Annotated in this window: 20 protein-coding genes and 1 tRNA gene; 7 read left to right on the plus strand and 14 right to left on the minus strand. The window is 72.3% G+C overall.

The window, feature by feature from the left end:
• The 3 genes from AB3X52_RS15380 to AB3X52_RS15390 all read right to left on the minus strand — a co-directional run.
• On the minus strand, positions 1-834 hold an 834-nt coding region (locus AB3X52_RS15380), incomplete at its 3' end, for a hypothetical protein (RefSeq protein ID WP_367994978.1).
• 136 nt (positions 835-970) lie between these two features.
• Positions 971-1654: a response regulator gene (locus AB3X52_RS15385; RefSeq protein ID WP_367994979.1), complete on the minus strand. Its 684-nt coding sequence runs from the start codon at positions 1652-1654 to the stop codon at positions 971-973.
• Complete coding sequence (locus AB3X52_RS15390) at positions 1638-3107, minus strand: sensor histidine kinase (protein WP_367994980.1); 1470 nt, start codon at positions 3105-3107, stop codon at positions 1638-1640. The genes AB3X52_RS15385 and AB3X52_RS15390 overlap by 17 nt, the downstream gene beginning before the upstream one ends.
• 520 nt (positions 3108-3627) lie before the next feature.
• Here AB3X52_RS15390 and AB3X52_RS15395 point away from each other — a divergent pair.
• The gene (locus AB3X52_RS15395; protein ID WP_367994981.1) at positions 3628-4302 is read left to right on the plus strand and encodes a helix-turn-helix transcriptional regulator; all 675 of its coding nucleotides are present in this window, start codon (positions 3628-3630) and stop codon (positions 4300-4302) included.
• Here the strand turns inward: AB3X52_RS15395 and pth are convergent.
• Both pth and AB3X52_RS15405 read right to left on the minus strand, forming a co-directional pair.
• Positions 4292-4900, minus strand: coding sequence for an aminoacyl-tRNA hydrolase (gene pth, locus AB3X52_RS15400; RefSeq protein ID WP_367994982.1), 609 nt, complete (start codon positions 4898-4900; stop codon positions 4292-4294). The genes AB3X52_RS15395 and pth overlap by 11 nt on opposite strands.
• A 4-nt stretch (positions 4901-4904) precedes the next feature.
• Positions 4905-5561, minus strand: coding sequence for a 50S ribosomal protein L25/general stress protein Ctc (locus AB3X52_RS15405; RefSeq protein ID WP_367994983.1), 657 nt, complete (start codon positions 5559-5561; stop codon positions 4905-4907).
• A gap of 243 nt (positions 5562-5804) precedes the next feature.
• Here AB3X52_RS15405 and pepN point away from each other — a divergent pair, with 243 nt between their 5' ends.
• Complete coding sequence (gene pepN, locus AB3X52_RS15410) at positions 5805-8267, plus strand: aminopeptidase N (RefSeq protein WP_367994984.1); 2463 nt, start codon at positions 5805-5807, stop codon at positions 8265-8267.
• Positions 8268-8424: 157 nt separating this feature from the next.
• On the opposite strand, the gene AB3X52_RS15415 is transcribed toward pepN, so the two are convergent.
• The 6 genes from AB3X52_RS15415 to AB3X52_RS15440 form a co-directional block, all read right to left on the minus strand.
• Positions 8425-9396, minus strand: coding sequence for a ribose-phosphate diphosphokinase (locus AB3X52_RS15415; RefSeq protein WP_367995021.1), 972 nt, complete (start codon positions 9394-9396; stop codon positions 8425-8427).
• A 51-nt stretch (positions 9397-9447) separates the two neighbouring features.
• The gene (gene glmU / locus AB3X52_RS15420; RefSeq protein WP_367994985.1) at positions 9448-10971 is read right to left on the minus strand and encodes a bifunctional UDP-N-acetylglucosamine diphosphorylase/glucosamine-1-phosphate N-acetyltransferase GlmU; all 1524 of its coding nucleotides are present in this window, start codon (positions 10969-10971) and stop codon (positions 9448-9450) included.
• A gap of 161 nt (positions 10972-11132) precedes the next feature.
• Positions 11133-11211: transfer RNA gene (locus AB3X52_RS15425), tRNA-Gln, on the minus strand.
• Between the two features lie 56 nt (positions 11212-11267).
• Positions 11268-11384: a DUF6752 domain-containing protein gene (locus tag AB3X52_RS15430; RefSeq protein ID WP_367994986.1), complete on the minus strand. Its 117-nt coding sequence runs from the start codon at positions 11382-11384 to the stop codon at positions 11268-11270.
• Positions 11385-11430: 46 nt separating this feature from the next.
• A complete protein-coding gene (locus tag AB3X52_RS15435) occupies positions 11431-12546 on the minus strand; it encodes a hypothetical protein (RefSeq protein WP_367994987.1) in 1116 nt (371 codons plus the stop codon).
• On the minus strand, positions 12543-13664 hold the full coding sequence (locus tag AB3X52_RS15440) for a hypothetical protein (RefSeq protein WP_367994988.1): 1122 nt from the start codon (positions 13662-13664) through the stop codon (positions 12543-12545). The genes AB3X52_RS15435 and AB3X52_RS15440 overlap by 4 nt, the downstream gene beginning before the upstream one ends.
• A 60-nt stretch (positions 13665-13724) precedes the next feature.
• Here AB3X52_RS15440 and AB3X52_RS15445 point away from each other — a divergent pair, with 60 nt between their 5' ends.
• Together AB3X52_RS15445 and AB3X52_RS15450 are read left to right on the plus strand one after the other, a co-directional pair.
• Positions 13725-14813: an ATP-dependent DNA ligase gene (locus tag AB3X52_RS15445; RefSeq protein WP_367994989.1), complete on the plus strand. Its 1089-nt coding sequence runs from the start codon at positions 13725-13727 to the stop codon at positions 14811-14813.
• A gap of 103 nt (positions 14814-14916) precedes the next feature.
• Positions 14917-15465, plus strand: coding sequence for a hypothetical protein (locus AB3X52_RS15450; RefSeq protein ID WP_367994990.1), 549 nt, complete (start codon positions 14917-14919; stop codon positions 15463-15465).
• Positions 15466-15657: 192 nt separating this feature from the next.
• Here AB3X52_RS15450 and AB3X52_RS15455 read toward each other — a convergent pair whose 3' ends face one another.
• Complete coding sequence (locus tag AB3X52_RS15455) at positions 15658-16185, minus strand: mycothiol transferase (protein WP_367994991.1); 528 nt, start codon at positions 16183-16185, stop codon at positions 15658-15660.
• A complete protein-coding gene (locus tag AB3X52_RS15460; protein WP_367994992.1) occupies positions 16175-17260 on the minus strand; it encodes a DNA polymerase domain-containing protein in 1086 nt (361 codons plus the stop codon). The genes AB3X52_RS15455 and AB3X52_RS15460 overlap by 11 nt, the downstream gene beginning before the upstream one ends.
• A 48-nt stretch (positions 17261-17308) precedes the next feature.
• On the opposite strand from AB3X52_RS15460, the gene AB3X52_RS15465 reads away from it, so the two are divergent.
• From AB3X52_RS15465 to AB3X52_RS15475, 3 genes are all read left to right on the plus strand, one after another.
• Positions 17309-18172, plus strand: coding sequence for a DUF4349 domain-containing protein (locus tag AB3X52_RS15465; RefSeq protein WP_367994993.1), 864 nt, complete (start codon positions 17309-17311; stop codon positions 18170-18172).
• Between the two features lie 76 nt (positions 18173-18248).
• On the plus strand, positions 18249-18656 hold the full coding sequence (msrB, locus tag AB3X52_RS15470) for a peptide-methionine (R)-S-oxide reductase MsrB (protein WP_367994994.1): 408 nt from the start codon (positions 18249-18251) through the stop codon (positions 18654-18656).
• Positions 18657-18707: 51 nt separating this feature from the next.
• Complete coding sequence (locus tag AB3X52_RS15475) at positions 18708-19976, plus strand: uracil-xanthine permease family protein (RefSeq protein WP_367994995.1); 1269 nt, start codon at positions 18708-18710, stop codon at positions 19974-19976.
• Positions 19977-20014: 38 nt separating this feature from the next.
• Here the strand turns inward: AB3X52_RS15475 and AB3X52_RS15480 are convergent, their stop codons facing one another.
• Positions 20015-20962, minus strand: a complete 948-nt coding sequence (locus AB3X52_RS15480) for a putative endonuclease domain-containing protein (protein ID WP_367994996.1) — start codon at positions 20960-20962, stop codon at positions 20015-20017.
• Positions 20963-20994: the final 32 nt, after the last annotated feature.

The raw sequence follows: 20994 nt of genomic DNA on the forward strand, positions 1-20994 counted from the left end.
GGCGAGCGCGACCACCCCGAGGAGCGGCGACAGCAGCACCAGCGCGACGAGCGCGGCGGACCGCTCCCACAGGTCCTTGACGACTCGTCCCGGCCCGTCGTGACGCGGCGCGTCGACGTGCAGCAGCGCGAGCTGACCGAGGCGCACCGCCGCCGTACGGGCGGGAGCGACGTCGTGGAGCCGGGTCCCGACAAGGAGGGGTACGCCGTGAGCCTGGAGCTCCCAGGTGAGCCGCTGCACCTCGCGGCCGGCCAGCGCGGGCCCGGGCACGACGAGGACGGCGTCGGGACGCAGGGAGGCGACGCTGGAGGCGGTGCCGGCGGGATCGCAGCCGCCGACCGGCAGGAGCCGTCCCCCGCTGAGGGCCTCGAGGCTCTCGGTGAGCGCGACCCGGTCATCGACGTCGCCGACGACGAGGACGCCGAGCGGGGCGGCGAGGCGGCCGAGGGTGACCCGGACCAGCACCGAGACCAGCGCCGCCGAGCCGAGCAGGGCCACGAGCCGACGCTCGGGGATCGGCAGGTGCACGAGCGCGCCGCCGACCCAGCAGGCGACACCCGCGAAGGCGGTCGCGCGGCCCACGCCGGTCACCGCGCCGTGCAGGTCGGTGACCCGGGTGGGGATGCTCACCCGTAGCCAGACCGCCCACAGCAGCGCCGCGGTGACGGCCCGGCCCGTGGCGACGTCGACGACGTAGAGCGCCAGCAGCAGGGTCGCCACGGCATCCGCCACGGCGACCAGGACGAACGGCCGGCGACGGGACCGCCACGGCCCGGAGAGGACCGTGCGGCCGGCTCTCGCGCCGGCGCCGACGGCGTCTGTCGTGACCGACACCGTGACCCCCCTCCCGGCCGGCCCCCACGGCCGGCGCCCCCTCAAGAGTGGAGGAGGGTCCCGGCCGGGGCATGCCGCAAATCGGGCAAACCCGGGGGTGGTCCGGACCAGCGATCACGCCGGCCCGGACGCGTGGTCAGGTGACGGGCGACTTCCAGCCGAGCCGGTGCGCCAGCCCGACGGCCGCGATCTGGGAGGAGACCTCCAGCTTCGCGAGGATGGCCTTCACCTGCGTCCGGACCGTCGCCTCGGAGACGACGCTGGTGGACGCGATCTCGTGGACGGTGCGGCCGCGCATGAGGTGGCCGAGCACCTGCGACTCGCGGGCGGTGAGCTGGTCGATCTTGGTCTGCAGCTCGGTCAGCTCGTGACGGCGCTGGTGCCAGACCCGGATCAGCTTCTCCCGGTCGCGCACGTCGAGGACGCTGAGTCCTTGGTTGATCCGCCGTACGGTCGCCAGGATGTCGTTGAGCGGCTGCGACTTGGAGAGCACCGTCCGGGCCCCATGGCGCAGCGCCTGGCCCCAGCGGGCCTCGTCGGTGGCCGCGGTGACCACGACGACGTCGGTGCCGACGGTGGCGAGCGGCTCGATGAGGCGTACGCCGTCGCCGAACCGCCCCAGGTCGAAGTCGAGCAGCACGATCCGCGGGTGGAGGCGGACGATCGCGGAGACCAGTCCCGACACCGAGGTCGGCTCCGTCGGCACGCTGAGCCGACGGACGTCGTACCCCTCGACGGTGAGGGCGAGCTCGAGCGACTCGGCGAAGAGGACGTGGTCCTCGACGATGACGACGCGGACCTGGCTACGCGAGGATGCCATCGTCCGCCTCCACCCTCGGCAGCCCGACGACGAAGGTCACGCCGCACTCGGCGGGAGCCGGGTCGCCGACCTTGAGATAGCCGCCGGCCTTCTGCATCAGGTCCTGGGCGATGTGGAGACCGATCCCCTGCCCCGGCGAGCCCGGGCCGCGGGCACCCCACTGGAAGAGCTGGTCACGGATCTCCGGCGCGATCCCGGGACCGTGGTCGGTCACCAGGATCTCGACGGCGTGCGGTGCCTGCCGGACCGAGACGGACGCCGTGGCGTCGCCGTGGCGGGCGGCATTGTCGAGGAGGATGTTGAGCACCTCGGTGATGTCGTCGGCACATCCGTTGACCAAGCACCCGCACGGCCGCCACTCCACCGACGTCCCCTTCGCCTCGTGCGCGAGGGCCAGGTGGCCGATCGTGCGGTCGAGGTCGACGGTGCCGGCAGGGACGCTCGGCGTCACCGTGGACGGCGCCGTCGGAGGCACGGGCATCGAGACGGTCTCGCCCCCCGCGTGCTCGCCGGGGTGGCAGGCACGCGGCGCGGGGATGTCGAGCGGTGGGTCCAGGCGGGCCACGTTCTGCCGCGCCTCGTGCTGGGCCCGCAGCAGCCGTTCGAGCCGGCCGAGCTCCTCGTGGATCATCTCCTCCAGGTGGGCCCGACGCTCGGTCGGGATGTCGTGGCGCTGGCGGAGCAGCTCGCTGGCGGAGACGATGCCGGCCATCATGGACTCGATCTCGTGGATGCGGGCGCGGTGGCGACGCTCGTCCTGCTCGACGGTCTCGAGCCGGCTGCGCAGCGTGGTGGTGACGCCCGACTCCTCGAGCAGCGTGCGACGCAGCATCCCCACGGAGGCGCCGAAGAGCGCGACGGCCGCGAGGACGGAGCAGCCCAGGGTCACGAGCGTGTTGAGCGCGTGCTGCGCGGCGCCGTCGAGCGAGTTGACCGTGTGGCCCGCGGTCAGCAGGAAGAGCGCGGACACCAAGCGCTCCCGCACCACGAGCGCGACCGGCGCCGCCCGCAGCACCAGGTAGGCGAGCGCACCGGCGAGGGAGATCCCCGCGGCGGCGACCAGCACCCGCTGGGCGAGGCCGGGGTCGCTGGGTGCGAACCGTGAGACCGCGGTGACGCGCAGTAGGCCGACGGCCAGGCCGGCCGCCGCGCCGATCGCGGTCGGGTAGCGGTACATCACCGTCGTACTCCCGGCCGCACGGAGCGCCAGGACGGTGCCCAACAGGACGAGGTCGGCGAGCGCCATCCAGCCGTGCTGCTGGGCGGTCAGATGTGGATTGGTGACCTGGAGCGCCGCAAGGCTGACGCTCTGGACACCCAGGACGGCCGTGGCGGCGACGAGCCAGGTCGGGGACGCGGCGGCCGAGATACGCCACGACGTGTAGAAACAGACGGCGGTGACGAGTGCTGCTGGGGCGATCGTGAGACCGTCCGAGGCGGCGGCTGCCGTCAACAGATCCCTGTGGTCGGTCACCATCTGGAAAAGCGCTGGTGAGACGGAGACCAGGAATGCGAACGCTGTGGCTTTCCAGCTCCAGCGCAGGCGAGTCGAAGATGGAGTTGTCATCGTGCTCCCAGGACGAGGCGACCAGGGGCAGCTTCCTGCCTGAAAGAGCCATCTCGGATGGCCCTGTCTCCCCCCGAAAACGGCCCGTCGGACCGTCCCCTGATCGCGTCGGTTCATGTCGCTCGGAACGTATGAAATCCCCCGAGAGCCGTTACCGAATGCTGGGGACGGTATACCGGAATTTGGTGAGCCTCACGGGCCGGAGGTCCCTGATCTAGTCCACCGTCCAGCGCCCATTTCGAGGGCCCGATCGTCCCCGAATTGGGGGACGTTGCCAGGCGTACGACGCCGTCCGTCGACCCCCCCTCCAAAGATCGTGGAGGTGATGAGAGACCCAGCACCGCGACGAGTGCATGCTCGCCGGGTCGGGCTGCTGACCGCGGCGACGCGGGGGTGGGAGAGGGAGATGGCGACGGAGCTCGCTCACCTGCGTGTCGCGGTGGCGTCCGACCAGTCCTTGGTGTGCGAGGCGGTTCGTGCCGCGCTGACCGAGCGGGGCTGGAGCGTCACGGTCATGCGCTGGGTTCCCGACGTTCCGCAGCCGCGCCAGAGCGGAGGCCGGCGGGCCGACGTGGCGCTGATGATCAGCGACCTCGACCGCTGGGGCCGGCTCCGCAGCGCCGTGGCGGTCATGGGCACGATGAGGGTGCCGTGGGTGGTGCTGACCAGCGCCGAGCGCGGCCCGCTGTGGGGCGCGGTCCTGGAGCACGGCGCCCGCGCGGTGCTCTCGAGCGACGCCTCCCTCTCCGCGGTGCACGAGGCGCTGCTCGGGGCCGCCGACCGTTCGCTCCAGCCGCCCGCCGACGCCGCGGAGCTGCGCGCGGCCTGGCGCCGCCTCCACGAGGAGCGCCAGGCGCTGCAGGAACGGGTCCGCTCGCTGACGCCGCGCGAACGCGAGGTCCTCCGTCTGTTGTACGACGGCGACTCGGTCGCCCGCATCGCGGTGATGTTCGACGTGTCGCCGACGACGGTGCGCAGCCAGGTGAAGGCGGTCCTGCGCAAGCTGGACGTCAACTCCCAGCTCGCCGCGGTGGCGGCGTTCGGTCACCTGCTGGAGCTCGACGCCCCGGTCAGGAGTTGAACCGCTGCTGGGTCTTCTCGAGGCCCTCGAGGATGAGCGTCTCGACCGCGTCGGCGGCGGTGTCGACCTGGAAGGGCAGCACCTTCCGCTCGGCCGAGGAGTAGGTGGAGAGCACGAAGTCGGCCACGTCCTGGCGACCCGGGGGGCGGCCGATGCCGACCCGCACCCGGTAGAAGTCGCCCGTGCCGAGCGAGCCGCGCAGCGACTTGAGCCCGTTGTGGCCGTTGTCGCCGCCGCCGAGCTTGACCCGCATCGTGTCGAAGGGGATGTCCAGCTCGTCGTGGACGGCGACCAGGTGGTCGGGCGCCACCTTGTAGAACGTCGCGAGCGCCTTGGTCGGCCCACCGACCTCGTTCATGTAGGAACGCGGGCGGGCCAGCACGACCCGTGGACCGGGGCGCCCCGGCATGCCGAGGCGCCCCTCCACGACGTCAGCGCGGCCGGACTTGTGGGACCGCCAGGTCCCCCCCAGCCGCGTGGCCAGCTCGTCGGTGACGAGGTAGCCGATGTTGTGACGGTGTCCGGCGTACGTCGGCCCGGGGTTGCCCAGGCCGACGACCAGCCAGACACCGTCAGCACCCGAGAGGGGTTCCGTCAACGAGTCACTCGCCCTCGGCGGGAGCCGCGGCCTCAGCGGCGGCCTCGGCGTCGGACTCCTCGTGGACGATGCCGGCCTCGGCCTCGGCGGCCTCGAGCTCGGCCTCGAGCGCAGCGGCGGTCTGGGCGGCGGCGACGTGGACGACGAGCAGCTCGGGGTCGGCGCTGAGGGTGACGCCCGAGGGGAGCGTGAGGTCGGCGGCGGTGATCTGGGTGCCGGCCTCGGCGCCCGCGACGGAGACCTCGATGGCCTCGGGGACGTGGGTGGCCTCGGCCTCGACCGAGACGGTCTCGCTCAGGGTGGTGACCAGGGTCTCCGGAGCGGCCTCGCCGACGACGACGACGGGGATCTCGACGAGGACCTTCTCGCCGGCCTTGACCGCGATGAAGTCGACGTGCTCGATGACGCGTCGGACGTTGTCGATCTGGACCTGCTTGGTCAGCGCGAGCTGGGTCTTGCCGTCGATGCTCAGCTCGAGCAGCGCGTTGGGACCGTGGTGCTTGAGCGCCATCATGGTCTCGTGACCCGGGAGGGTCAGGTGGATCGGCTCGCCACCGTGGCCGTAGACGACGGCGGGGATCTTGTGCTCGCGGCGGATGCGGCGGGCGGCGCCCTTGCCGAACTCCGTGCGGGTCTCGGCGGTGATCTTCTCGCTGGACATGCTTCTCCTCAGGTGGTGCTGACGCGTGGTGGCCGCTCGACGAATCCCTGAGAGACGGAAGAACCGCGCGCCCGACAGGACGCGCGGCACCAGTGCCAGCCCTGTCGATCACGGAGTCCCCTGCTGTCTCTCCTGCTGACGCAGCGGGCTCCCTCGCCGAGGCAACCTGCACATTCTAGCCAGCCGCCGCGGCGACGGCGAAATGCCGGCGCCTGCCGCCCGGACCTCCCCTACGGTGGCCGGGTGGCCCTCACCCTCGACGAGGCGCGGCAGCGCGCCGGCGTACTCACCGTCCACTCCTACGCCCTCACGCTCGACCTCACCGGCACCGAGACGTTCGGAAGCCTGACGAGCGTGCGCTTCGACAGCACGGCGCCGGAGACATTCCTCGAGCTCCGTGGCGCGCGCACGGTGACGATGGTGGTCAACGGCCACCCGGTCGCCCCCGAGGATCTCGCGTACGACGGCCGACGGCTGCCCCTGACCGGCCTGCTGACCGGCGCGACGAACGAGGTCGTCGTCGACGCGTCGCTGCCCTACACCACCGACGGCGACGGGATGCACACGTTCACCGACCCCGCCGACGGGGAACGCTACGTCTCGGCCTACCTCGGGCTCGACGTCGCCCAGCGGGTCTTCGCCTGCTTCGACCAGAACGACCTCAAGGCGACGTTCACGGTGTCGGTGACCGCGGACCCCGCCTGGACGGTCCTGGCCAACGCGCGGCCGGTGCGCACCGAGGGCGGGGTCTGGGAGTTCGCCGCGACGCCACCGATCCCGCCGGCGCTGGTCGTCGTCGCCGCGGGTCCGTGGCACTCCGTCACCTGGGAGCACGCCGCCGGCTCGGGTGACCCGCTGCCGTTCGGCTGGCACGCCCGTCGCTCGCTCGCCGCCGAGCTCGACCGTGACGCCGACGAGCTGCGCGCCACCACCGAGGCCTGCTTCGACCACGACGCGGCGATCTTCGACGAGCCCTACCTCTTCGACTCCTACGACCAGGTGTTCGTCCCCGGGCTCAACTGGGGCGCCCAGGAGATGCCGGGCTGCGTGACCTACCGCGACGAGCTGCTCCCCCGCGGCGCGCTCACCGACCGGCTCCGCGCCACCCGCGCGACGATCATCGCCCACGAGATGGCCCACATGTGGTTCGGCGACTCGATGACCATGACCTGGTGGGAGGACACCTGGCTGCAGGAGTCCTTCGCCGACTACCTGGGCTACCGGGTCGCCGAGGACGCCGCCGGCTTCCCCGGCGCGCTCGTCGACTTCGAGGTGGGCCGCAAGCCGTGGGGGTACGACGCCGACCGCCGTCGCTCGACCCATCCCGTCGCGCCGCTGGCCGAGGAGGTTCCCGACGTCGACGCCGCCGCCGCCAACTTCGACGCGATCTCCTACGCCAAGGGCAACGCCTGTCTGCGCCAACTCGCGACCTGGCTCGGCGACGAGGAGTTCTGGGCCGGGACCAATGCGCACCTCTCCCGGTTCCGCCTCGCCAACGCCACCTTCGACGACTTCGTCGACTCGCTCGACTCCGTCTCCTCGCGCGACGTCCGCGCCTGGGTCGCGGTCTGGCTGCGGCGGTCGGGCCACGACACGATCGTGGTCGACCGCGACGGCGACGTGCCGGTGCTGCGGCGCGACGGCCTCCGCCCCCACGCGTTCACGGTCGCGGCCTACCGCGACGACGGCGCGCGGCTCGTCCACGTCGGGAGCCGACGCGTCGAGCTGGCCGAGGACGCGGTCGCGCTGCCGGACTACGCCGGCCTGGCCGTCGTACCCAACGCGGGGGCGGAGACCTTCGCGGCCCTGCGCCCCGACGCGCGCTCGTGGGCGACGCTCTCGACGCGGCTCTGTGAGATCGCGGACCCGGTGGTGCGCTCGGTCCTGTGGTCGACGGCCTTCCGGCTGGTGCGCGACCGGGAGATGTCGGTCGACGACTACCTCGCGCTGGTCGGTGCGCAGCTCCCGGCCGAGACCGAGCCGTCGATCGTGGAGGCCGTGCTGACGCGGTCGCGGCGCACGGTCGTCCCCGAGCGGGTGGCCGCCGAGGATGCCTCGTCGGCCATCGGCCGGATCGCGGCCGCGGCTGCCGCCGGGCTGGCTGCGTCGATGACCGCGCCGACGGCGTCCGTCGACGACCGGGAGCGTGCGCTGGCCTTCGCCTCCGGGCTGGCGAGCACCAGTCCGGACGTCGACCTGCTGCGGCGGTGGCTGGCCGACGACGCCCCCGCAGCCGGGCTTCCGCTGCTGCCCGCGGTCCGGTGGCAGGCCGTCGCCCGTCTCGCCGAGCTCGGCGCCGCCGACGCGTCGCTCGTCCGCGCCGAGCAGGAGCGGGACGGCACGTTCGAGGCCGAGCTCGGTGCCGCTCGGGCACTCGCCGCGCGCCCGACCGAGGAGGCGAAGACGGCCGCCTGGTCGGCCATGGCGCAGGACCCGGACGTCTCGAACCGGCTCTTCGGTGCGCTCGCCGACGGGCTGTGGGTGCCCGAGCAGGCGGACCTGCTGCGGCCGTTCGTGGGCGCCTACGTCGCCCAGGCTCCGCGGCTCGCCCGGCGGGGGCAGGCCTTCGAGGGCGTCGTCGGTCAGGCGTTCCCGACGATCCCGCTCGATGAGGGGCAGCTCCGGCTTGTCCGTGAGGCGCTCGCCGGCGACGTACCCGTCATCCTGCGGCGGGCCTGGGAGGACCGCCTCGACGACCGGGCCTGACCGCCCCGCGAGCGCCCGGCCACCACTGCCGGCCGGCGGCGCACATCAGCGTCGTCCGATGCGCGCGGCCGCAAGGCGGCGGCGCGAAGGCGACCTTGGAGCGAAGCGGGTCGTCGAGCGCCGCCAACGCGGCGGACGCGCCATCGGGCGGCGCTGATCAGGCGTGGCCGTCGAACATGGAGGTCACGGACCCGTCCTCGAACACCTCACGGATGGCGCGGGCGAGCATGGGGGCGATCGACAGCGTGGTGAGCTTGTCGAACTGCTTCTCGTCCGGCACGGGCAGGGTGTTGGTGATGACGACCTCGACGGCCGAGCTGTTCTTGAGCCGGTCGACGGCGGGGTCGGAGAGGATCGCGTGGGTGGCCGCGATGATCACGCCGGCCGCGCCGTCGTTCATGATCGCCTCGGCGGCCTTCACGATGGTGCCACCGGTGTCGATCATGTCGTCGGAGAGGACGCAGATCCGGTCCTTGACGTCGCCGACGACACGGTTGGCGACGGTCTCGTTGGGCCGGTTGATGTCGCGCGTCTTGTGGATGAAGGCCAGAGGCACGTTGCCGAGCCGGGCGGCCCAGCGCTCGGCGACCTTGATCCGGCCCGCGTCGGGCGAGACGACGGCGAGCGGCTGGCTGCCGTACTTGTCCTTGATGTAGTCGCTGAGCAGCGGCAGCGCCATCAGGTGGTCGACCGGGCCGTCGAAGTAGCCCTGCAGCTGGTCGGCGTGGAGGTCGACGGAGATGATCCGGTCGGCGCCGGCGATCTTGAACATGTCGGCGACCAGCCGGGCCGAGATCGGCTCACGGCCACGGTGCTTCTTGTCCTGGCGGGAATAGCCCCAGAAGGGCATCACCACGGTGATCCGCTTGGCCGAGGCGCGCTTGAGCGCGTCGACCATGATGAGGTGCTCCATGATCCACTGGTTGATCGGCGCCGTGTGGCTCTGGATCACGAAGGCGTCACAGCCCCGGACCGACTCCTCGTAGCGGACGTAGATCTCCGAGTTGGCGAAGTCGTAGGCCGACGTCGGGACCAGCTGGGTCCCCAGGAGGTCGGCCACCTCCTCCGCGAGGACCGGGTGTGCCCGGCCGCTGAAGACCATGAGGTTCTTCTCGGTGGTCCGCTTCATTCCGGTCACGCGCGCACTCCTGCTCCGGTCGGAGTCAAAGGGGGTGTTACGTCAGGATTGTGTCGCACCGGCGCCCGGATCCCCAACCCCGGGGTCCCCCGTGTGAGTCGCCTCTCGTTCATCCGCCGTTCCCGCGCCCTTCCCGGACGCAGCCGCCGCGGCCGCCTCGCCCTGCGCGGTGCCGGCCCGCTTGGCCTGCGCCCACCCCTCGATCACGCGCTGGGGCCCGGCCGAGAGCGCCAGCCCGCCGGGCGGGACGTCCTGGCGGACCAGGGTCCCGGCGCCCGTGCCCGCGCCATCGCCGACGGTCACCGGCGCGACGAACGTCACGTTCGAGCCGGACTTCACGTGCCGGCCGATGGTGGTGTGGTGCTTCGCGACGCCGTCATAGTTGGCGAAGATCGTCCCGGCGCCGATGTTGGTGCCCTCCCCGATGGTCGCGTCGCCGACGTAGGAGAGGTGCGGGACCTTCGCGCCCTCGCCGATCTCGGAGTTCTTGACCTCGACGAACGCGCCGATCTTGCCCCGGTCGCCGAGCCGCGCCCCGGGACGCAGGTAGGAGAACGGGCCGACGTTCGCACCGGCGCCGATGACGGCGAGTTCGGCGTGCGTGCGCACGACCCGTGCGCCCGCCCCGACCTCGCAGTCCTTCAGCGTCGAGTCGGGGCCGATGACCGCGTCCTCCTCAACCTTCGTCGCACCGAGGAGCTGGACACCGGGGAGGATCGTCACGTCAGGCTCGAGCTCCACGTCGGCCTCGATCCAGGTGGTCGCCGGGTCCATGACCGTCACGCCCTCCGTCATCCAGCGGGTGACGATCCGGGCGTTGAGCTCCTTCCCGAGCGCGGCGAGCTGGGCGCGGTCGTTGGCCCCTTCGGTCTGTCGCACGTCGTCGAGGACGTAGGCCCCGACCGGCATACCCTCCGCACGCGCGAGCGCGACGGCGTCGGTCAGGTAGTACTCCCCCTTGGCGTTGTCGTTCCCGATCTTGGGGAGTACGGCGGCCAGGAACCGCGCGTCGAACGCGAGGATCCCCGAGTTGATCTCCGTGATCGCCCGCTGCTCGTCGCTCGCGTCCTTCTCCTCGACGATGGCGGCGACCGAGCCGTCCTGCTCGCGGACGATCCGGCCGTAGCCGAACGGTGTCGGCACGATCCCGCTGAGGATGGTCAGCGCGCGCCCGGCGGCCTCGTGGTCGGCCACCAGCGCCCGCAGCGACTCCCCGCGGAGCAGCGGGGTGTCGCCGTACGCCACGAGGACCGTGCTCCGTCCGTCGCCGGCCGGGTCGCCGAGCGCGGCGGTCTCCACCGCCACCCGGACCGCGTGGGCGGTGCCGAGCTGTTCCTCCTGCACGGCGATCGTCGCCTCGGGCATCAGCTGCTCGATGTGGGGACCCACGAGCTCGCGCTGGTGACCCACCACCGCGACCACGTGCGAAGCCCCGGCGTCGCGGACCGCGGTCAGCACGTGGCCCACCATGCTGCGCCCCGCGATGGTGTGCAGCACCTTCGGCGTCTTCGACTTCATCCGGGTCCCGCCGCCGGCGGCCAGCACGATCACGGTCAGCTCACTCATGGCGGCGAGTCTAGGTGGGCGGCCGACGTGCGTTGAGCGTGGCGGCGGCCGCCCCGACTGGCCTAGGTCACGATCCGACGCGCCGGCGAGTGGCCCCGCCGCGGCGCGGGACCGCTCGGAGAGGCCCTATGCCAGTTCAGGTGACCAGCACGTGCGCCTCGCTCCCCGGGCAGGAGTCGAACCTGCGTCGCTAGTCCTGATTCAAAGTCAGGCGGGCCCTGCCGGCAGACCAACCGGGGAACGCCAGCGGCCGAAGGCCGCGGACAGGCCCCACCCTAAGGGACAGCCGCCCGAGGTCAGATCTCGGCGCGGTAGGCCGCGAGCAGCTCCTCCACCTGCTGGGGGTCGCGATCCTGGAGCGGGATGAGCAGCTCCGCGACGACGTCGGTCAGCTCAGCGATGCACGTCGACACGCCACATCGCGGGCCGGCGCGTCGCGCGCCCGGCCCGCGAGGCGGCTCACGGGGTGCCGACCACCAGCCGCATCCCCTGGTCGGGACCGAACCTGACCGTCGTCGGTCCAGGCATGCCGGTGAGATCCTTGCGTGCGACGTACGGCGCGGTGACGTGCAGCCGCGTCGGGGGCCGCCTCAGGCTGAAGACATAGAACCCGCTCGCGCCCGGCAGGCTGCGCCCGCCGCTCCGCGGCAGCAACACCGCGGTCGGTGCCGTGCCGTCGAGCGTGACGCTCAGCGGCCCGGCGAAGCGCACCCCATAGGCCGCATAGGGGCCGTCGTCGGTGCGCGTGGTCTCCAGCAGGTTCGGCCAGGAGACCGACGCCTGCACCACCCACCAGGTGCGCCCCGCCGGCGCCCAGCCGACCTGAGGGAGGTAGGGCACCGAGGTCACCGAGCCGAGCTGGCACGGCGCCGGTCCGGTCGACGGCTCGTAGGCGTCGTACGCCCGGCGCTGGGCCGGCGTCAGCATCGCGCAGGTGCCTGCCGGCGACCGGGCGGGCACCGGGGCTCGGTAGTACGGCGCCGCTCGGCCCTGGTCGGTGACCTCACCGGACCGCACGTCGGCGGTCTGCGTGACGCCCTCATAGGTCACCTCGACCTGCAGGTGCTCGGCATGACCGGCGACAACGACGTACCGGCTGCCGCCCGACCCGGCCGGGCGCAGGTCGTAGCGCTCGCCGTCGGCCACGAGCGCCAACCCGAACTGATGCGCCGGGAAGTACGCCAACGGCAGCGACGTCTGCCGTGGCTGCGCCTGCCAGCTGAGCTGGACGATCCGGGCGTCGCGCCCCGACTTCGACATCGTGGCTTCGCTGAGATCCTCGCCGAGCTCGTAGCGGCTGACCTCGTCGACCGGCGTCGCCACGCTGACCTTGAGCGTCTGCTGCGGGAGCTGGACCGTGAGCGTGCGCATCGGGTCAGTGACCGCGCTCGCGTCCTCCATGTAGCCGGGGACGATCCCGGGGGTGGCCGCGTCCATGCGGCGGACGTACGCCGTCACCACGGTCCCCACGACGAGGACCGTCACGACGGCGACCACGGCCCACGTCCGGCGTGGCGTCCATGCATGCCGCCACGACGGCGTCCGCCGGGGCGCCTGCGGTGTCGACGCACTCATCGCGCCACCCCCGGGAGCCAGCCGCTGATCCGGGCAGCGGTGCGGCCCGACTCGGCGACGACGCCGCCGAGCCGGAGCCGGTCGCTCCCGGTCGGCACGTCGTAGACCCACGTCGTCGGGATGGTGTCCAGCTGTGTCACGGGCCGGCGACCGGCCACGGTCACCCGGCTCATGCTGACGTCGTCGGGATCGGTGCCGAGGTCGACCACCAGCCACGTCCGGCCGGGGCGCGCCCAGCCGTGGCCCCCGACGTAGGGGAAGGCCTGCGCCTCGATGCTGTAGCAGTTGAGCCAGGGCCGGCTGGACTCGCAGGAGCCCTCGGCCGCGGCCGGCTGGGGGTCGGACAACGAGGACGCCGCCCCGCGGTCCACCGTGCCGCTGGCGAGATCGACGCGTTGGACCAGTCCGTCATACTCGACCTCCAGCGTCGCGTGCCCCGACGGGATGGCTGCCCACACACCGGGTGGCGATGACGTGCCGCCGCCTCCACTGTCCTCGCTCTCCTCCTCATCGGTCTCCTTCGTGGACAGCGGGACGCGCTGGCCGTCGACGACGAGCCGCAGGCTCACGGGAGCCGACTTCCCGACGACGTCGCTCGCGACCTCGTTGGCCATGAACAGCGCATAGTTGCCGAGGTACGCCGGCCCCGCCGCCGGGTCCAGCGTCCACTGCACGCCCCGAAGACGTGCACCCGACGGCGCGAGGAGCCTCGCATGGTCGGCGCTCTGCCGGGACGCCACCTCGGTGACGGGATCGGTCACGGTCACCGTCAACCGCCCCGAGGGGAGCATGATCCGGTAGTCCGTGCCCTGAATCGAGGCCGCCGGCGCCGCGGCCGCCACCGTGCCGGCACGGACGACGTGCTCGTCGCCTCCCGCGCCGCAGGCCGTGGTCAGGAGAGCGAGGACGACGGGACCCAGGATGACGAAGAAGCGGCGCACCTTCGCGAGCCTTCCCGGAGCGCCTCCGGTGAAACGTGGGCGTCCTCCGGCGCGTCGCACGACCGGCGCTCCGCCCCAGATGGCGCATGGGATCTCGGCGACGACACCCTCCGTCGTCCAGGCGTGGGGCAGGACGACCCCCTCCGCACCGCGGAGGGTCCCGGTCGTGGCGCGCACACGAAGGACGAGAGCTCCATAGCCCGATTCTTGCCCCGCCTCGTCCCCTACGGTGGGCGTATGGACCTGCCCGTCATGCCGCCCGTCCTCCCGATGCTGGCCACGTCGGTGAAAGGCGTGCCGACGACGCCGGGTCTGAGCTTCGAGCCGAAATGGGACGGCTTCCGCTGTCTGGTGTTCAAGGACGGCGACGAGGTCGAGCTCGCCTCGCGCAACACCAAGCCGTTGACCCGCTACTTCCCCGAGGTCGTCGAGGCTCTCCGTGCGGCCCTGCCCGACCGGTGCGTGCTCGACGGAGAGATCTTCGTGGCCCTCGGCCAGCGGCTGGAGTTCGAGGTGCTCCAGGAGCGGATCCACCCGGCCGCCTCGCGGATCGCGAAGCTGAGTGTCGAGACGCCGGCGTCGTACGTCGCCTTCGACCTGCTCGCCCTCGGCGACGAGGCGTACGTGGACGCGCCGTTCTCCGCACGGCGGGCCGTGCTCGAGCGTGTCTTCGACGGCGTGACGTCGCCTTCGGTCCGGCTCTGCACGACGACCACCGACCGGGCGCTCGCCGAGGACTGGTTCACCCGCTTCGAGGGCGCGGGGCTCGACGGCATCGTGGCGAAGCGGCTCGACGCGCCGTACGAGCCCAACAAGCGGACCATGCTCAAGATCAAGCACGCCCGCACCGCTGACGTCGTCGTCGCCGGCTATCGGGAGCACAAGACCTCCACGCCGGACAAGCCGCTCCTCGGCAGCCTCCTGCTGGGCCTGTACGACGGCGGCCAACTGCAGCACGTCGGCGTCTCCGCGTCGTTCACCGCCGCCCGGCGCGCCGAGCTCTGGGCGGAGCTGCAGCCGCTCGTCACTCCGATCGAGGAGCACCCGTGGGGCCGCTGGGCCGAGTTCCTCACGGCCAACCCCGACCGGGTGCCCGGCACGCAGAGCCGCTGGTCGCAGGGGAAGGACCTCTCCTTCGTGCCGCTGCGACCCGAGCGGGTGCTCGAGGTGGGCTACGACCATATGGAGGGCCGGCGGTTCCGCCACACCGCGCAGTTCAAGCGCTGGCGCCCCGACCGCGACCCGGAGTCGTGCGGCTACGAGCAGCTCGAGGAGCCGGTGTCCTACGACCTGGACGCAGTGTTGTCCGGTGAACAAGTCGGCTGAAACCCACGCTGGGCCGTCACCGATGCCGCACGATCCCCGGCCGATCCCTGGCCGTTCCCACCGCCCGATCCCGCGCGCTCGCCCGCGGGGCTAGTCTCTGGCCATGGCCGACACCGCTGCCGAGACCTATGCCGTCGTCCTGCTCATCGAGCAGGCGCTGACCCCCGCCGACGCCGCCCGGGTGCGTTCGCTCCACGAGAGCATCGAGGAGCCCGTGGCCTACCACGTGCTGCTGCCGGTCGAGGACGCCGCCGCGCGGATCGAGAGCGCGATGGGCTCGCTCAGCTCCAACGAGCTGATGGGCTCGCCGACGCTGATGATGCACGAGGTCGACCTCGACGCCGTCCGCGACGACGCGCGCGACCGCTCCCAGACCGACCTCGCCCGCACCCTCGAGGCGCTGCGCATCGCCGGCGCGACCGCCGAGGGAGAGCTCGTCGACGACCCGGTCAAGGCGCTGCAGTCGGCCGTCGCGCGCTACGACGGCCGGGAGGCGATCATCCTGACCCGGCCCCATGTCATCGCCGAGTTCTTCCACGTCGACTGGACCGCCCAGGCGCGCCGCCACCTCGACGTCCCGGTCCTCCACCTCCTCGAGCACGAGACCTTCGACGAGCAGGCCGGCGAGGGTGAGGGCATCAACGGCATGTGATCCGCGCCGCTTGTTGCCATCCTGTTCCCGAGACGTCAGGGGCGCGTGGGAGCCCACCGCCTAGGGTGGCCGCGGCCTGCCGATCGGGGGATCCGGCAGGCCCATGGGGGCCCAGAGCCTCGGAGGAGCCCGGGCGCGATCGGGGGATACGCGCGCCGGGCTCCTCGCCGTTCCAGCCCGCCGGCCCGGCCCTCATTCCCCCGTCGGACCGCCGGCGAGCTCCACGACGACGTCGAGGTGGCCCGCGTGCCGGGCATACTCCTGCAGGACGTGGGCGCAGATCCACCGCAGGTCCGGCGGGTCCGCCGCGAAGCGACCGCCGAGGGCCGCGACCTCCTCGGCCGCGTGCCGGAGGAGCACGTCCTCGGTGCGCGCGGCCACCCGTTCCAGCATGGCCACGACGTCGTCGAGGGACGTCTCCGCCGGGACGAACCAGCTCCCCTCCGGGTCGTCCCCGACGTGGTCACCCCACGGCTCCGGCACCTGCTCGCCGAGGAAGCCCCACACGAACCAGCGCCGCTCGACGTACGCCAGGTGCCAGACGAGCTCCAGCGGCGTCCATCCGGAGGGCAGATGCGGTCGGCGCTGCTCGGAGACGGGCAGCGCACGGCACTTCTCGATGATCGTGGCGCGGTAGAAGCGGAGGAACGCCGCGACGTACGCCGTCTCGCCGGGCGTGCCAGGGGCGCCGCCCAGCCCGGACTCGGGCTCACTTCTCACGGCGGTTCCCCTCCTCGTCCCAGTGTGCGGCGACCTTCTTGCTCGGCTGCACCCGCGGCGGCTCGCCGGGCATCTTGGGATAGTCGGGAGGAAAGTTGAGCTCGCCACCGGGGAGCGTCTCCCAGAGCTCGAGCAGCGGGGTCAGGTCGTGGGCGACATCGTCGATCTCAGCCCATGCGTCGCCGCGCTCGGCCAGCCGCTCGGGGACCGTCAGCAGGTTCAGCTCGCGCGGGTCGCGCAGCTCCGCCAGCTCGTCCCAGGTCAGCGGCGTGGAGACCGGCGCGCCCGGGCGCGGCCGGAGCGAGTACGCCGACGCGATCGTGCGGTCGCGGTTGTTCTGGTTGTAGTCCACGAAGATCCGCGCACCACGCTCCTCCTTCCACCACGCCGTCGTCACCCCGGCGTCGCGTCGCTCCAGCTCCCGGCCGAAGCCGATCGCCGCGTGGCGCAGCTCCTCGAAGGTCCACTCCGGACGGATCCGGACATAGACGTGCACGCCGCGGTTGCCGCTCGTCTTCGGGAAGCCGCGGAGGCCGAGCTCCTCGAGCAGCTCGTGGGCGAGACCGGCCACCCGCACGGCATCGGCGAAGGTCGTGCCGGGTTGGGGGTCGAGGTCGATGCGCAGCTCGTCGGGGTGGTCGACATCGGTGCGGCGCACGGGCCATGGGTGGAAGGTCAGCGTCCCCATCTGCACGCACCAGACGGGGACGGCGATCTCGGTCGGACAGATCTCGTCGGCCCGGCGCCCACTGGGGAACATGACCTGGACGGTCTCGAGATAGTCGGGCGCCCCCTTCGGCGCCCGCTTCTGGTAGAAGCCGTCGGCGTCGCGATCGGTCGGTCCGGTCGCCAGACGCATCCCCTCACGCCAGCCGTCCGGCCACCGTTCGAGCGCCGTCGGCCGGTCGCGGAGCGCGCGCATCAGCGCATCGCCGACCGCGGCGGCGTACTCCGCCACCATCAGTTTGGTGATCGCCGGGGTCCGATCGGTGGCCTCGTAGACCACCCGGTCCGGGCTGGAGACCCGCACAGCGCGGTCGCCCGCGCGGACCTCGGCCGCGGCTGTCTTCGCCATGCACCCAACCTAGTCAACGGAACCGGTCCGCGGCGCGTAGGACAGGGCATGAAGCCCACCCTGCCCCGGCTCACCGCCGCTCTCCTCGTCACGCTCATGGCGGCCGGCGCCTGCTCCTCCGGCTCCTCGGGCGACTCCTCGGCCGGCGCGGCCACCTCCCAGACCAGGGCGGACAGCGTGGCGGCCCCAGCGCCGGCACCGGCGAAGGCCGCGACGTCCACGCCGGAGCAGCCGGCGATCATCTCCACCGGCACGGTCACCCTCCGCGCGGCGGACGTCGCCGCGGCGCGCACCGACGTGCAGCGCATCGCCGACAGGTACGACGGCGACATCAGCCAGCAGGAGACGACCGTCGGCGACGGCCAGCAGGCGAGCCATGCACGGCTCGTGCTCCGCATCCCCGCCGCCTCGTTCGCTCGGGCCATGGCGGACCTGGAACAGGTCGGCGACCTGGAGGACTCCCGCGCACGGAGCAAGGACGTCACCACCCAGGTCATCGACGTCGACGAGCGGGTGAAGAGCGCGCGGGCCAGCCTCGCCCGCATCCGTGCCCTCCTCGGGAGGGCCGAGAAGATCGGCGACGTGCTCGCGATCGAGTCCCGGCTCGCCAGCCGGGAGGCCGACCTCAACTCGCTGCTCGCGCAGCACAAGCATCTGGCTGACCAGACCGCCCTCTCGACGATCACGGTCACCATCGACCGCCGGGAAGTCGCGCCGACCCGCGAGTCCAGCGGCGGCTTCGTCTCCGGCCTGGAGGCGGGATGGCACGGGCTGACGGCGGCCGCGACCGCGGTGGTCACCGTCGTCGGGGCGCTGCTCCCCTGGCTCCCCGTGCTCCTGGTGGTCACCGTGCCGACCTGGCTGCTGGCCCGGCGGCGTCGCCTCGCCGCGACCGCCGGACCGGCCGAGTGACCGGTCCAGACGTGCCTCGCCCTTCCGGCCTCGGCCTCGCCGGGGTCGGACTCGGGGGGCGGCGTACCCTGGGAGCGTGGGTTACAACGTGGAGAAGAGCGACGCCGAGTGGCGCGAGCAGCTGTCCCCGGAGGAGTACGCCGTGCTCCGCCAAGCCGGGACGGAGCGCGCGTTCACGGGCGAATACACCGACACCGAGACCAAGGGCGTCTACAGTTGCCGGGCCTGCGGTGCGAAGCTGTTCGAGTCCGACACGAAGTTCCACTCCGGCTGCGGCTGGCCGAGCTTCTATCAGCCCCTCACGGACACGATCGAATATCTCGAGGACAACTCCCACGGCATGAAGCGCGTCGAGGTCCGCTGCGCCAACTGCGGCAGCCACCTCGGCCACGTCTTCCCCGACGGCTACGGCACCCCCACCGGCGACCGCTACTGCATCAACAGCATCTCGCTCTCACTGCAGCCCGCCGACGCCCAGGAGTGACCCCGTCGCGCGGTGTGGCGACGCGCGACGGGTTTCCGCCATCCTGTGCCCATGCGACTGGGCTGGGACCTGCACGGTGACGGACGGACGATCCGCGAGGGCGAGATCGTCGCTCCCTGGGAGCGGCTGAGCTGGCCGCGGACGATCGGCTTCGGCGCCCAGCACGTCGTCGCGATGTTCGGCGCGACCTTCCTGGTCCCGCTGCTCACCGGTTTCCCGCCGACCACCACGCTCTTCTTCTCCGGCATCGGGACGCTGCTGTTCCTGCTCCTGACCCGCAACCGGCTGCCGAGCTACCTCGGCTCGTCCTTCGCCTTCATCGCGCCCATCGGCGCAGCGATGAAGGAGTCGGGTGGCATGGGATCGGCGCTCTTCGGCGTGATGACCACCGGCATCCTGCTGGCGATCGTCGGCGCCGTGGTCGTGGTCACGGGCACCCGGTGGATCGAGGTGCTGATGCCGCCGGTGGTGACCGGCGCGATCGTGGCGCTCATCGGGCTCAACCTCTCCGGCACGGCGACCGACAACTTCTCGGCCACGCCCTGGCTCGCCCTCGTCACGCTGCTGACGGTGCTCGTCGTCTCCGTCGCCTTCCGCGGTCTCGCCGCACGCCTGTCGATCCTCATCGGCGTGGTCGTCGGCTACGTCTGCGCGTGGATCGCTGGCGACCTCGACTTCAGCGCCGTCGGCAAGGCGGACTGGGTCGGCCTGCCCGACTTCACCTCACCCCACGCCACCTGGTCCGTGGTGCCGATGTTCCTGCCCGTCGTGCTCGTCCTGGTCGCGGAGAACGTCGGCCACGTGCGCAGCGTCGCCCACCTCGCCGGCGACGCGACGATCAACCGTGAGACGGGGCGGGCCCTGCTCGCCGACGGTCTCGCCACGACGCTCGCCGGCGCCGGCGGCGGGTCGGCCACGACGACGTACGGCGAGAACATCGGGGTCATGACCGCGACCCGGGTCTTCTCGACCGCGGCGTACTGGGTCGCCGGCCTCTTCGCCGTCCTGCTCGGCCTGTGCCCGAAGTTCGGCGCGATCCTCAACACCGTGCCCGCCGGCGTGCTCGGCGGCATCACCGTCGCGCTCTACGGCCTCATCGGCCTCATCGGCATCCGGATCTGGCTCGACAACAAGGTCGACTTCTCCCAGCCGGTCAACCAGTTCACCGCGGCTGTCGCGCTGGTGATCGGCATCGGCGACCTCACCCTCACCCGCGGCGACCTCAGCTTCACCGGCATCGCGCTCGGCACCATCGCCGCGGTCGTGATCTACCACGGCATGACCGCCCTCGCCCGCGTTCGCGGGACCGCGACGTCGTGAGTGTCAGCGCGGGCTCCAGGCCGCGCTGACACTCACAACTACGCAGCACGCGGAACGCCAAGCCGTCGCAGGTCGGCAGCGATCCGACCGGGGTCGTCGCGCACCTCACGGCTGGTGCAGCGGACGATGGTCCGCCCCGAGCCGCTCAGCGCGCGCTGCCTCGCCAGGTCGTCCTCCCACTGCTCCACCTCCATGTGGAACAGACCGTCGACCTCCAGGTCGACGATGCGGCCATCGGGGAGCACCCACTCGCAGTCGGTGAAGCGCAGGCGGCCCTCGGCGTCACGTCGCTTGACCTGACGCGTCGGCAGGGCTAACCCGTGCGCACGGCACAGGCGCTTGACGTCCATCTCGGCGAGCGATTGCGCTCCCCCGGAGATCTCCAGCAACGTGCGTCGGAACAGCGCCGCTCTGCGCAGGGGCGCGAGCCGATCGAGCCACGAGGACAGGGCAGCGGCGTCGGTGCGCTGCTGCTGGACAACCGCAGCGAGCACTCCCTGTGCGGTCCGTGCCGATCGCTCCGCAGCGGCGAAGAGGAGGACGGCGGGCTCGATCTGGCAACACGGGACGTCGGAGGACCGCTCGCGAAGCTCCGCGAGTGGGCGGCGGCTGCGCACGAACCGGTAGCCGTCGAGGGGCGCCGGCACGTCGTTGGCGTAGGGCACCAGGACGGTGATCGTGTCGCGGTGCCACCGCTCGAGTCCGAGCCGCTCAGCGGCGGTGAGTCCGCCGAGCATCGACCCGTCACCGCCGTGCAGGACCCCGAGCCACAGCCGTTGGGCGTTCGACAGTTCGCCGGTGGTCGTGGCGATCACGGACGGGGTGAGGGCCTGCCACCGCTCGGTCGAGACGCGGTGTGTGATGTGCCACCGCTCGACCCCGACCTCGCGCAGCTGCACCCGAGTGAGGAGGCCCGCCTGTCCCGCTGCGACCTCGCGCCACGTGCGCGGAACCGACATGTCCTGCGTCCGCACGCGCTCTGCCACGGCTGCAGCCTTGCGCGACGCCGCAGGCAGCG

Origin of the sequence: Nocardioides eburneus (genome assembly GCF_040838215.1) — a bacterium.
Taxonomy (GTDB): Bacteria; Actinomycetota; Actinomycetes; order Propionibacteriales; family Nocardioidaceae; genus Nocardioides; species Nocardioides eburneus.